The organism is Pseudomonas sp. 22082 (assembly GCF_052046055.1).
GTDB classification, from domain to species: domain Bacteria; phylum Pseudomonadota; class Gammaproteobacteria; order Pseudomonadales; family Pseudomonadaceae; genus Aquipseudomonas; species Aquipseudomonas pharyngis.
On sequence record NZ_JBQEQB010000005.1, the window covers coordinates 19615 to 32188 of the forward strand.

Below are 12574 nucleotides of genomic sequence, written 5' to 3' on the forward strand. Positions count from 1 at the left end.
GGCCCGTTGCAGACATTCCCGTCGGCACAAGAGAGCCTGATTAGCCTGAGCCGATCTGCGCGAACCACTACCGTCCCTGCGGTGGCAGATGGCTCGACCCCATAACCTCCAAGAATATGCGGGCGTGCCCATGATTACCCTGAAACTCAATGGTCAAGATCATCCACTCGATGTCACCGAGGACATGCCGCTGTTGTGGGCGATCCGCGACGTCGCCGGTTACAACGGCACCAAGTTCGGCTGCGGCATGGGCCTGTGCGGTGCGTGCACCATTCATATCGACGGCGCGCCGGCGCGCAGTTGCATCACCCCGATCGGTTCGGTGGTCGGGCAGAACGTGACCACCATCGACAACCTGCATGCCGACCCGGTCGGTCAGATCGTCCAGCAAGCCTGGCTCGACACCGCTGTGGCCCAATGCGGTTACTGCCAGGGCGGGCAGATCATGTCCGCCACCGCGTTGCTCAAGACCAACCCGAACCCGAGCGACGAGCAGATCGAAGAAGCGATGGTCGGCAACATCTGCCGCTGCGGCACCTACAACCGGATCAAGACCGCGATCCGCCAGGCATCCACTCACCTGAAGGAGGCCAAGGCATGAGCCGTCTACCGAACGATTTCGCCCTGAGCAACCTGAGTCGCCGGGGCTTCCTCAAGGGCGTCGGCGCCACGGGTGCGCTGGTGCTGGCGGCGAGCTGGGGCTGGCAGGATGCGCTGGCCGAAGACAAGCCCAAGCAGTTCGGCGCCGATGGCATGCCCAACGGCTGGATCGACGATCCGAAGGTCTACGTCAGCATTGCCGCCGACGGCACGGTAACCGTGGTCTGCAACCGTTCGGAGATGGGCCAGGGTGTGCGTACCAGCCTGACCATGGTGGTCGCCGATGAACTGGAAGCCGACTGGGCGCACGTCAAGGTTCAGCAGGCGCCGGGTGATGAGGTGCGCTTCGGCAACCAGGACACCGACGGCTCGCGCAGCATGCGTCACTGGTACGAACCAATGCGCCGTTGCGGCGCCGCCGCCCGTACCATGCTGGAACAAGCGGCCGCCGCCCAGTGGAAGGTGCCAGTCGGCGAATGCCGCGCGCAACTGCATAAAGTCATTCACACGCCGTCCGGACGCGAGCTGGGTTACGGTGAACTGGCCGCTGCGGCCAGTGCGCTGACGGTGCCGGCCCGTGACAGCCTGCGGCTCAAGCAACCGTCGGAATTCCGCTACATCGGCAAGGAAGGCACCAAAGCCATCGACGGTGCCGACATCGTCAATGGCCGCGCGGTGTACGGGGCCGACGTGCATTTCGACGGCATGTTGTTCGCGGTCATCGCGCGTCCTGCGGTTTACGGCGGCAAGGTCAAGTCGGTGGACGACAGCGCCGCGCTGAAGGTGCCGGGCGTGCTGAAAGTCATCCAGATCGAACCCCGGCCATTGCCTTCGGAATTTCAGCCGTTGGGTGGCGTGGCTGTGGTGGCCAGCAATACCTGGGCGGCATTGAAGGGCCGTGAAGCGCTGAAAATCGAGTGGGATGACGGCCCGAACGCCACTTATGACTCGGTCGCCTATCGCAAGGAGATCGAAGCCGCTTCGCTGAAACCGGGCAAAGTGGTACGCAATACCGGCGACATCGACAAAGCCATCGCCGGTGCCGCCAGCACGCTGGAAGCCTCTTATTACTTGCCGCATCTGGCACAGGCGCCGATGGAACCGATGGTGGCCATCGCCCGTTACAAGGATGGCACTTGCGAAGCCTGGGCACCGAGCCAGGCGCCGCAGGTCACCCGTGAGCGGATCGCCGAACGCCTGGGGCTGCCATTCGATAACGTCACCTTCAACGTCACGCTGTTGGGCGGTGGTTTCGGCCGCAAGTCCAAACCGGACTTCGTCGTTGAAGCGGCCGTACTCGCCAAGGAGTTTCCTGGCAAAGCCTTGCGCGTGCAGTGGACCCGGGAAGACGACATCCACAATTCGTATTTCCACACGGTGTCCGCCGAATACCTCAAGGCCGGCGTGGGCAAGGACGGTTTGCCGTCCGCCTGGCTGCACCGCACGGTAGCGCCGAGCATTACCGCGCTGTTTGCGCCGGGCATGAATCACGAAGCTGCGTTCGAGCTGGGCATGGGTTTCACCAACATGGCCTACGCGATTCCCAACGTGCGCCTGGAAAACCCTGAAGCCACGGTTCATACGCGGGTCGGCTGGTATCGCTCGGTGTCGAACATTCCCCATGGCTTCGCAATTCAGAGCTTCGTCGACGAACTGGCGCACAAGGCCAAGGAAGATCCGCTCAAGTACCAGATCAAGTTGCTCGGCCCGGATCGGCAGATTGATCCGCGCACGCTCAGTGAAGAATGGAACTACGGCGAATCCCCCGAGCGTTATCCGATCGACACCGGGCGCATGCGCACCGTGCTCGAGACTGCGGCCAAGGCGGCGGGTTGGGGTCGTCAACTGCCCAAGGGTCGTGGCCTCGGATTGGCGGTGCATTACAGCTTCGTCACCTACGTGGCGGCGGTGATCGAAGTCGAGGTCAAGGACGACGGCACGCTGATCGTGCACAAGGCGGATATCGCCGTGGATTGCGGCCCGCAGATCAACCCCGAGCGCATCCGTTCGCAGTTCGAAGGCGCCTGCGTGATGGGCCTGGGCAACGCCGTGTGGGGCGAAATCAGCTTCAAGGACGGCAAGGTGCAGCAGGACAACTTCCATATGTATGAAGTGGCGCGCATGTCGTTGGCGCCGAAGGAAGTCGCGGTGCATCTGGTAACGCCGCCGGGCGAGGTGCCGCTGGGTGGCGTCGGCGAACCGGGCGTGCCGCCGATTGCGCCGGCGCTGTGCAACGCGATCTTCGCCGCCACCGGTCAGCGCATCCGTAACCTGCCGGTGCGTTACCAGTTGCAGGGCTGGCAGAAGGCGCAAGCGTGATGGACAGCGCCGATCTGAATGTCCTGCGCAGTGTGCTCGAATGGCGTCGCGCCGGGCAGCGAGTGATGTTGTTCAGTGTCGTGCAGACTTGGGGCACCGCGCCCCGGGCGCCCGGCGCAATGCTGGCGTTGCGCGAAGATGGCGTGGTGATCGGTTCGGTGTCCGGCGGTTGCGTCGAGGATGATCTGATCGCCCGGCTGCACGACGGGCGGATTCCCGCCAACGGGCCGCCGGTGCAGTTGATCACCTACGGCGTGACGCAGGAAGAAGCGGCGCGCTTCGGCCTGCCTTGCGGCGGCACCCTGCGCCTCACCGAGGAGCGGGTCGGCGATCCGGCGTGGGTCGCCGAGTTGCTGGAACGTTGCGAGGCTCACGAAATCGTCGCTCGTGAGCTGAACATCGGCACTGGCGAGGTGGTGTTGCGACCGGCCGGCAAGGCTGACACCTTGAGCTTCGACGGCCAGACCCTGCGTGCCATTTACGGTCCGCGCTGGCGCCTGCTGTTGATCGGCGCCGGGCAGTTGTCACGGTATGTGGCCGAGATGGCGCGGCTGCTGGATTTCGAAGTGCTGATCTGTGATCCGCGCACCGAGTTCGTCTATGGCTGGGAAGAGCAGCATGGACGTTTTGTCCCCGGCATGCCGGACGAAGCAGTGCTGAATATCCAGACCGATGAACGCACGGCGATTGTCGCGCTGACTCACGACCCACGGCTGGATGACATGGCGCTGCTCACGGCGCTCGACTCCAAGGCGTTCTACGTCGGCGCACTCGGTTCACGGGTCAACAGCCGCAAGCGTCGGGAAAATCTGGCTGAGCTAGGCTTGTCGGAAGCGGCCATCGCCCGTTTGCACGGGCCGATCGGTTTGCACATCGGCAGCCATTCACCGGCGGAAATCGCCCTGTCGCTGTTGGCGGAAATCGTCGCGATCAAGAATGGTGTCGAGCTCAAACAGAAGAAGACACTGGAGAGCGTATGAGCCGATCCATCGGAGTGATTGTGCTGGCGGCGGGCGAGGGCAGCCGCTTTCGCGAAGTGGCGGGTTCCGACAAGGACAAGCTGCTGGCCGATTGCACCGGGCGCGACGGTGCGGTGCGTTCGGTGATCGAGCAGGTGTTGGTCAACCTGCCGGCGAGTCTCGATCAGCGAGTGCTGGTGACGACCGAGGCGCGCCCGCAGGCGATGCGCATGGCGCAGGCTTATGGGTGTGACATTGTCTCGATCGAGTCCACGGGAATGGGCGACAGCATCGCGGCGGGTGTGGCGGCTTGCCCGGAGGCCGATGGCTGGCTGATTGTGCTGGGCGACATGCCGTTCATCCTGCCGTCGAGCATTGAGCGGGTCGTGGCGGCGATTGCCGAGGATTCCGTCAGCGTACCGACGTTGAATGGTGACTATGGGCATCCGGTCGGGTTTGGCCGCTCGTTCGCCGCAGGGCTGATGGCTTTGTCCGGTGACCGGGGCGCCAGACCGCTGTTTGCCCAAGGTCGGGTGATTGAAGTCGCGGTGGATGACCCGGGGGTGTTGTGGGATATCGATGTGCCGGATGCGCTGGTGTTCCCGCCCTCCTGATAAAACCTTGAGATATAAAAAAGCCCCGCCTGGATCACCAGGCGGGGCTTTTTAGTGGCTTTTGGAATCAGACGAGGGGTTTAGGCTCGTGTTCTTTTTCCTGGGCCTCTTCGTGTTGCTCGACCGCTTCCTGAACGGAGCGTGGTGCTTCGGCAATCACGGATTCAACGGCCACTTCCTCGGCGACCGGGGCAGGAGCCGCCTCGACCACTTCGGCAGCTGGAGCAGCAGCGGCGGCAGCGGCAGCCAGCTCGGCTTCCTTCTGCAGACGCTCTTCTTCACGCTTGCGACGACGCACTTCACGCGGGTCGTTCGGCGCGCGGCCGCTTGGGGTCAGGGCGCTGACCGGAGCTGCTTCAACCACTGGCGCTGGTGCTTCGGCTACAACTGGCGCTTCAACCACAGGGGCTTCAACGACCGGTGCCGGTTCAGCAACAACTACTGGCTCGGCAGCCTTGGCTTCTTCAACAACAGGCGCTTCAACCACTGGCGCTGGTGTTTCAGTGGCAGCCGGCTCGGCGACCCAGTTGAACGCGGTCTGTTCTTCGCGAACTTCACGCACGGTTTCGGTCACGGTTTCAGCGACGGTTTCGACAACCGACTGTTCAGCGACGGCTGGCGCTTCAAAGGACACAGCTGGTTCGGCAGCGACTTCAACCTGAGGCTGAGCTTCGCGAGCCGGAGCTACTTCGACTTCCGGAGCAGCAGGCGCTACGACCGGAGTGGTGGCTTCAACAACCGGCGCTTCTACTGGAGCAGTTTCCAGTGTTGCAGCGGTAGCGCGTTCAGCTTGCTCGTGGGCCTGAGCTTCAGCCGGAGCGCTGATCACGGTGCTGGCAACAGCAGCGGTAACAGCCAGACCAGCAGCCAGATCGGCAGTGCTTGGCGCCTGGGCGTTTTCGCCGGACTCGGACTCTTCCGAACCTTCGATCACGTTGCCATTGGCATCACGCTGACGCTCGCGACGGTTGCTGCGACGACGCTGACCACGGGAGCGGCGGCGTGGACGATCGCCTTCGGCGTTCTCCGAACCTTCTTCCGGCAGCTGCTCTTCGTTGGTGGTGATTTCTTCTTCAGCGATGGCAGCAGCGGCCTGTTCGGCGCGCGGTTGACGCTCTTCACGCGGAGGACGTGGCGCACGTTCTTCACGTGGCTGACGGGCCGGACGCTCTTCAGCGGTGGCGGCGGCAGCAACGGCCGGAGCGGCATCCAGAGGCTCGCGCAGTTCACGTACGCGTTCTTCACGCTCGCCACGTGGCTTGCGATCTTCACGCGGAGCACGTGGTGCACGTTCTTCACGAGGCGCGCGTGGTGCGCGTTCTTCGCGGGCTACCGGTGCTTCGTCACGGGATTCGCGTGGCTCGCGGACTTCACGTGGTTCGCGCGGTTGACGCTCTTCACGCGGCTCACGTGGGGCGCGCTCTTCACGCGGTGCACGCTCTTCGCGCGGCTTGCGCTCTTCATCGCGGCGACCATTACGGTTGCGGCTCTGCTGACGACCGTTGCGACGCTCTTCGTTGCGGGCCGGACGCTCGGTGGCTGGTTTTTCAACCACGACCGGAGCAACCGGCTCTTCCTTGGTGGCGAACAGGCTGACCAGCGACTTCACCAGGCCTTTGAACAGGCTTGGCTCTGGCGCGGCAACTGGAGCAGGTGCCGGGGCCGGAGCGGCGACTTCGGTCGGAACCGGAGCGTTGGCGCGGGCCGGAGCCGTCTTGACCGCGGCTTCCTGGCGAACCAGGGTGCGGGTCGCGGCGGCTGGCTGGACGTCTTCGACATCGGCGGCAGCGGCAGCGATTTCGTAGCTGGACTGGTTGGTCGCGGCTTCCGGGCTGTCGTCACGCAGACGCTGAACTTCGAAATGCGGGGTTTCGAGGTGATCGTTCGGCAGGATGACGATGCGGGCGCGGGTGCGCAGTTCGATCTTGGTGATCGAGTTGCGTTTTTCGTTGAGCAGGAACGCGGCCACCGGGATCGGTACTTGAGCGCGAACTTCGGCGGTGCGGTCTTTCAGGGCTTCTTCTTCGATCAGGCGCAGGATCGCCAGGGACAGCGATTCGACGTCACGGATGATGCCGGTGCCGCTGCAGCGCGGGCAGACGATGCCGCTGCTTTCACCGAGCGAAGGACGCAGGCGCTGACGGGACATTTCCAGCAGGCCGAAGCGCGAGATGCGGCCGATCTGCACGCGGGCGCGGTCGGCTTCCAGGCATTCGCGGACTTTCTCTTCCACGGCGCGCTGGTTCTTGGCAGGGGTCATGTCGATGAAGTCGATGACGATCAGGCCGCCGATGTCGCGCAGGCGCAACTGACGGGCGATTTCTTCGGCGGCTTCAAGGTTGGTCTGCAGGGCGGTTTCTTCGATGTCGCTGCCTTTGGTGGCGCGCGCCGAGTTGATGTCGATGGACACCAGGGCTTCGGTCGGATCGATGACGATGGAGCCGCCGGACGGCAGTTCGACGACGCGCTGGAAAGCGGTCTCGATCTGGCTTTCGATCTGGAAACGGTTGAACAGCGGAACGCTGTCTTCGTACAGCTTGATCTTGCTGGCGTACTGCGGCATCACCTGGCGGATGAAGGTCAGGGCTTCGTCCTGGGCTTCAACGCTGTCGATCAGCACTTCGCCGATGTCCTGGCGCAGGTAATCGCGGATCGCGCGGATGATCACGTTGCTTTCCTGGTAGATCAGGAATGGCGCGGAACGATCCAGCGAGGCTTCTTTGATGGCGGTCCAGAGTTGCAGCAGGTAATCGAGGTCCCACTGCATTTCTTCGCTGCTGCGGCCCAGGCCGGCAGTGCGCACGATCAGACCCATGTCGGCTGGAGCGACCAGACCGTTCAGCGCTTCACGCAGTTCGTTGCGCTCTTCGCCTTCGATGCGACGGGAGATGCCGCCGGCACGCGGGTTGTTCGGCATCAGAACGAGGTAACGACCGGCCAGGCTGATGAAGGTGGTCAGGGCTGCGCCCTTGTTGCCACGTTCTTCTTTTTCGACCTGAACGATGACTTCCTGGCCTTCGCTCAGGACGTCCTTGATGTTGACGCGGCCTTCAGGGGCTTTCTTGAAGTATTCGCGGGAGATTTCTTTGAGGGGCAGGAAGCCGTGGCGCTCGGAGCCGAAATCGACAAAGGCAGCCTCAAGGCTTGGTTCGATGCGAGTGATGCGGCCTTTATAGATGTTGGCCTTCTTCTGCTCGCGTGCACCGGATTCGATGTCCAGGTCGTAGAGGCGCTGGCCATCTACCAGTGCAACACGCAACTCTTCGGGTTGAGTTGCGTTAATCAGCATTCTTTTCATGTAGTACCGTCGGTTTCCGGGCTGCCGGAAACGGCGTTCGGCACACACGACTTCTCACGGTCGGTGTCAGGTGCGTCGGGAGTGGTTGGCCATTCCCGTGTCCAGCGATGTCCGGCCAATTGGGCCGTTATCGCGACGTACGCGTCCTGCTTGCTGTGGCTACTTAAGCACTCAGTCAGGAGGAGGAATCAACCGGTGGCTGTGGACGAGATGAAGCGTCTTGATAAAACCTGTTGCTACACAGTCCAGCGGTTGTGCATCTCCACCCTACACGTATCCCTGATAATTCGGGTGCTGCCGCGCGCAGAATCCGCAGCGGGTTGGCATTTACCGTGAGCTCCGAAAGGGGAGGTCACGCATCATGGCTAATTCAGGCGGTGTTTCCGGAGTCTTCGCTCGGGGTCATCCGCGGCTGACTGCACTTTGTGAACTGGCCGTGAATATGGCTCGCGTGGCGAGTGAAAACTCTGCTTTGCGGCGTGATTCAGGCCTCATGTCACCTGCGCTTGTTACAGCTGCAAACTCCACCGTTACGTAGCAAAAGCCCCGTAGGACGGCCTCGCGTCCTGGTGAATTGCGTTGGTCAGGGCCGGTTTTTGACCGTGGTTCCGCTGTCCAGGCCGCTTTTGGCGGCGTTCGCGACTATAGCAGCAATGATTAAGTGCTTCAATTCCATAAAAAATTGTTATTATCCGCGCCATGACGACTACTGCCCCTACGACTCCAGGCGTTCAACTGCTTGAGGTCTCGCCGGAATATGCCGGCCAACGAATCGACAATTTCCTCCTCGCCCGGCTCAAAGGCGTGCCCAAGACCTTGATTTACCGCATTTTGCGCAAAGGCGAAGTGCGCGTGAACAAAGGTCGGATCAAGCCCGAATACAAGCTGCAGGCCGGCGACATTGTGCGCGTGCCGCCGGTGCGCGTGCCTGAGCGTGACGAGCCGGTCCCTTTGGCTCAAGGCCTGTTGCAGCGCCTGGAAGCCTCGATTGTCTACGAAGACAAAGCCCTGATCGTGATCAACAAGCCCGCCGGCATTGCGGTTCACGGTGGCAGCGGCCTGAATTACGGCGTTATCGAAGCCTTTCGTCAGTTGCGCCCCGATGCCAAGGAGCTCGAGCTGGTTCACCGTCTCGATCGCGACACCTCCGGCCTGCTGATGATCGCCAAGAAACGCAGCATGTTGCGTCACTTGCATGCCGCGTTGCGCGGTGACGGTGTCGACAAGCGCTACATGGCACTGGTTCGCGGCAACTGGGCGACCTCGATCAAGCAGGTCCGTGCGGCGCTCGGCAAGAGCAATCTGCGCTCCGGTGAGCGCATGGTCGAGGTCGACGAGGAGGAGGGCAAGGAGTCTGTGACCGTGTTCAAGGTCCTGCGTCGCTTCGGCGATTTTGCCACTTTGATCGAGGCCAAACCGATCACCGGGCGCACGCACCAGATCCGCGTCCACACGTTGCACGCCGGACACTGCATTGCCGGTGACACCAAATACGGCGATGACGGTTTCAGTAAGGAAATCCGTGATCTGGGCGGCAAGCGCCTGTTCCTGCACGCCTACATGCTGACCGTGCCGCTGCCCGATGGCGGTGAACTCAAGTTGCAGGCACCGGTCGATGAAATGTGGGCCAAGACTGTGGAGCGATTGAGTGCGCCCATCTGATTACAAGCTGCTGATTTTCGATTGGGACGGCACCCTGGCCGATTCCATTCATCGGATTGTCGAGGCGATGCACTCGGCGTCCGGGCGTTCAGGTTTCGAGTTGCGTGATGATTTTGCCGTCAAAGGCATCATCGGTCTGGGCTTGCCCGAGGCGATCCGCACGCTGTATCCGGAAATCAGCGATGCCGAAATGACCTTGTTTCGCGAGTATTACGCCGATCACTACATCGCTGCAGAAGCCGTGCCTTCGCCGTTGTTCGAAGGCGTAGTCGAGTCGATGGCGTCCTTTCGCGAGCAGGGCTATCACCTGGCTGTCGCGACCGGCAAGAATCGTCGCGGGCTGGATCGGGTGCTCAAGGCCAATGGCTGGGAAGATTATTTCGATATCACCCGCGCAGCCGATGAAACTGCAAGCAAGCCGCACCCTCTGATGCTGGAGCAGATCCTTGCGCATTGCAGTGTGCGTGCCGAGCAAGCGCTGATGGTCGGTGATTCGTCCTTCGATCTGCTGATGGCGCGCAATGCGGGGATGGATTCGGTGGCGGTCAGTTATGGCGCGCAATCGATCGAATCACTGCAGCAGTTTGAGCCGCGACTGTCGATCGACCATTTTTCCGAATTGCACGCCTGGCTGGGGCAGCAGGCTTAATACGTTTTTGCTGGGGTGGATGGCATGACCGACGAATGGAAAGCACCGGCCAAGGCAACTGCCGACGACGGTGATGCGAAAAGCTGGAAGCTGCTGGAAAAGACTCTGCTGGCCGGCGTGCAGGAGCAGCGTCGTTCGCGGCGCTGGGGCATCTTCTTCAAGTTGCTGACCTTTGTTTATCTGTTTGTTGCGCTGATCCTGTTCACGCCGTTGATGGACATGGAAAAAAGCGCCACCCGCAGCGGCAACTACACCGCGCTGATCGACGTCACCGGCATGATTGCCGACAAGGAGCCGGCCAGCGCCGACAATATCGTCGGCAGCCTGCGCGCGGCGTTCGAGGACAAGAAGGTCAAGGGCGTAATCCTGCGCATCAACAGTCCGGGCGGCAGTCCGGTGCAGTCGGGTTATGTGTATGACGAGATCAAGCGCCTGCGCGGCCTGCATCCCGACACCAAGCTGTACGCGGTGATTTCCGATCTGGGAGCTTCCGGTGCCTATTACATTGCCAGTGCGGCGGATCAGATTTATGCCGACAAGGCCAGTCTGGTCGGTTCCATTGGTGTGACGGCGGCCGGTTACGGGTTTGTCGGGACCATGGAGAAGCTCGGTGTCGAGCGTCGCACTTACACCTCCGGCGAGCACAAGGCGTTCCTCGATCCGTTCCAGCCGCAGAAGCCGGAAGAAACGGCGTTCTGGCAGAGTGTGCTGGATACCACGCACAAGCAGTTCATCAACAGCGTCAAGCAGGGGCGTGGCGATCGCCTGAAGGACAAGGAGCATCCGGAGCTGTTCTCCGGGCTGGTCTGGTCTGGCGAGCAGGCGCTGCCATTGGGGCTGATCGATGGGCTGGGCAATGCCAGTTCGGTGGCGCGTGAGGTGATTGGCGAAAAGGAACTGGTGGACTTCACCGTTCAGGAATCGCCGTTCGACCGCTTCTCGAAGAAGCTCGGTGCCAGCGTTGCCGAGAAGCTGGCAATGTGGATGGGTTTCAACGGCCCGTCGTTGCGTTGATCGAATGTTGCAAGAAAGGCCGGCCTGAGGGCCGGTTTTTTGTGGGTCAGGGAATCTGTACGCCTTCGACCAGCAGCATGTCGATCAGGCGAATCAGCGGCAGGCCGATCAGGCTGGTGGCGTCCGGGCCTTCGGTGGACTGAAACAGGCTTACTCCCAGTCCTTCGGCCTTGAAGCTGCCGGCGCAGTCGTAGGGCTGCTCGGCGCGCAGATAGCGCTCGACGCGGGCCTGGTCCAGTACGCGCATGTGCACGGTGAAAGGCACGCAGTCGACCTGGCAGTGGCCGGTCTGGCTGTTGAGCAGGGCCAGGCCGGTGAGGAAGGTCACGCTGGCGCCGCTGGCGGCCATCAGTTGTTCGCGGGCGTTTTCGAAGGTGTGCGGCTTGCCGATGATGCGCTCGCCGAGTACCGCAACCTGATCGGAGCCGATGATCAGGTGGGCAGGGTGGCTGTCGGTCAAGGCTCGGGCTTTCAGTTCGGCGAGGCGTTTGACCAGTTCGATTGCCGACTCGTCCGGGCGATGGCTTTCATCGATATTCGGTGAGCTGCAGACGAACGGCAGGCGCAGGCGGCTGAGCAATTCTCGACGATAGGTCGAGCTTGAAGCGAGTAATAAAGGCAGCATTCGCATCTCCAGAGGCAGGCGACAGATTCTAGCGGAGCCGCGCAAGTGACGGACAGGGCACAATTTCCTTTGACATGGGTGGGTGCATCCCTATAATGCTGCGCCTATGTTGAATGACCCGATTCCACCTCACGTTGACCCGCGCAAATTGGCTGACCGTGGCACCACCCTTCAAGGTGAACTGCTGCTGGCCGATTTGAAGAGACTCTGCGACCCGCTTTCCGACGATGTCGGTACGGTGCAGGCAAAATTCGTTTTTGAACGAGATGAACGTAAATCTGTGGTGATCCACAGCTTTATCGACACCGAAGTCAAAATGGTTTGCCAGCGTTGTCTTGAGCTGGTCACCCTGCCGATCCACAGCGAATGCAGTTACGCTGTTGTGAAGGAGGGTGCGAATACCCAGTCGTTACCGAAAGGTTATGACGTGCTGGAACTGGGCGAAGATCCATTGGATCTGCAGTCACTGATCGAGGAGGAGCTTCTGCTCGCCTTGCCCATTGTGCCTGCTCATCATCCGGAAGAATGCCAGCAGCCGGCGGGAGCAGATGAGCCCGAACCGAGCGAGGACGAGGTAACGCGGTCCAACCCGTTCAGTGTATTGGCGCAGTTAAAGCGTGACCCAAACGTTTAGGAGTTAATCAATTATGGCTGTTCAGCAGAACAAAAAATCCCGCTCTGCCCGTGACATGCGCCGTTCGCACGACGCTCTCGAGGCTAGCACCCTGTCTGTAGAAAAAACCACTGGTGAAGTTCACCTGCGTCACCACGTATCGCCAGAAGGCGTATACCGTGGCCGTAAAGTGATCGACAAGGGCGCTGACGAGTAATCAC

General features: G+C 61.6%; 11 protein-coding genes. 9 read left to right on the top strand and 2 right to left on the bottom strand.

The features are described 5' to 3' along the window. The first annotated feature begins 130 nt into the window (after positions 1 to 130). The 4 genes from ACTJK9_RS07435 to ACTJK9_RS07450 are packed head-to-tail and all read left to right on the top strand — an operon-like array spanning position 131 to position 4492. The gene (locus ACTJK9_RS07435) at positions 131 to 601 is read left to right on the top strand and encodes a (2Fe-2S)-binding protein (protein WP_039770687.1); all 471 of its coding nucleotides are present in this window, start codon (positions 131 to 133) and stop codon (positions 599 to 601) included. Continuing rightward, positions 598 to 2919 (top strand): xanthine dehydrogenase family protein molybdopterin-binding subunit, encoded by a 2322-nt coding sequence (locus ACTJK9_RS07440; protein ID WP_085612118.1) that lies wholly within the window; start codon positions 598 to 600, stop codon positions 2917 to 2919. The genes ACTJK9_RS07435 and ACTJK9_RS07440 overlap by 4 nt, the downstream gene beginning before the upstream one ends. Beyond that, positions 2919 to 3899 carry an XdhC family protein gene (locus tag ACTJK9_RS07445; protein ID WP_085612119.1) on the top strand — a complete coding sequence of 327 codons (981 nt, stop codon included), beginning with the start codon at positions 2919 to 2921 and terminating at the stop codon, positions 3897 to 3899. Before ACTJK9_RS07440 ends, ACTJK9_RS07445 begins: the two co-directional genes overlap by 1 nt. Then, positions 3896 to 4492, top strand: a complete 597-nt coding sequence (locus ACTJK9_RS07450; RefSeq protein WP_085612120.1) for a nucleotidyltransferase family protein — start codon at positions 3896 to 3898, stop codon at positions 4490 to 4492. The genes ACTJK9_RS07445 and ACTJK9_RS07450 overlap by 4 nt, the downstream gene beginning before the upstream one ends. 67 nt (positions 4493 to 4559) lie before the next feature. Here the strand turns inward: ACTJK9_RS07450 and rne are convergent, their stop codons facing one another. Further along, positions 4560 to 7790: a ribonuclease E gene (rne, locus tag ACTJK9_RS07455; protein ID WP_440813153.1), complete on the bottom strand. Its 3231-nt coding sequence runs from the start codon at positions 7788 to 7790 to the stop codon at positions 4560 to 4562. A gap of 699 nt (positions 7791 to 8489) precedes the next feature. Here rne and rluC point away from each other — a divergent pair. Genes rluC through sppA form a run of 3 tightly spaced genes read left to right on the top strand, consistent with a single transcriptional unit; the run spans position 8490 to position 11115 of the window. Further along, entirely contained in the window at positions 8490 to 9452 is a 963-nt protein-coding gene (rluC, locus tag ACTJK9_RS07460) for a 23S rRNA pseudouridine(955/2504/2580) synthase RluC (protein ID WP_039770677.1), read from the top strand. Further along, positions 9439 to 10101 (top strand): HAD-IA family hydrolase, encoded by a 663-nt coding sequence (locus ACTJK9_RS07465; protein ID WP_440813155.1) that lies wholly within the window; start codon positions 9439 to 9441, stop codon positions 10099 to 10101. The genes rluC and ACTJK9_RS07465 overlap by 14 nt, the downstream gene beginning before the upstream one ends. Before the next feature lie 24 nt (positions 10102 to 10125). Next, the gene (gene sppA, locus ACTJK9_RS07470) at positions 10126 to 11115 is read left to right on the top strand and encodes a signal peptide peptidase SppA (protein WP_085612123.1); all 990 of its coding nucleotides are present in this window, start codon (positions 10126 to 10128) and stop codon (positions 11113 to 11115) included. A gap of 46 nt (positions 11116 to 11161) precedes the next feature. Here the strand turns inward: sppA and ACTJK9_RS07475 are convergent, their stop codons facing one another. Further along, positions 11162 to 11740, bottom strand: a complete 579-nt coding sequence (locus ACTJK9_RS07475) for a Maf family protein (RefSeq protein ID WP_085647444.1) — start codon at positions 11738 to 11740, stop codon at positions 11162 to 11164. 106 nt (positions 11741 to 11846) lie between these two features. Here ACTJK9_RS07475 and ACTJK9_RS07480 point away from each other — a divergent pair, with 106 nt between their 5' ends. Both ACTJK9_RS07480 and rpmF read left to right on the top strand, forming a co-directional pair. Further along, positions 11847 to 12374 carry a YceD family protein gene (locus ACTJK9_RS07480; protein ID WP_003204262.1) on the top strand — a complete coding sequence of 176 codons (528 nt, stop codon included), beginning with the start codon at positions 11847 to 11849 and terminating at the stop codon, positions 12372 to 12374. A 13-nt stretch (positions 12375 to 12387) separates the two neighbouring features. Further along, entirely contained in the window at positions 12388 to 12570 is a 183-nt protein-coding gene (gene rpmF, locus ACTJK9_RS07485) for a 50S ribosomal protein L32 (protein ID WP_003179396.1), read from the top strand. Positions 12571 to 12574: the final 4 nt, after the last annotated feature.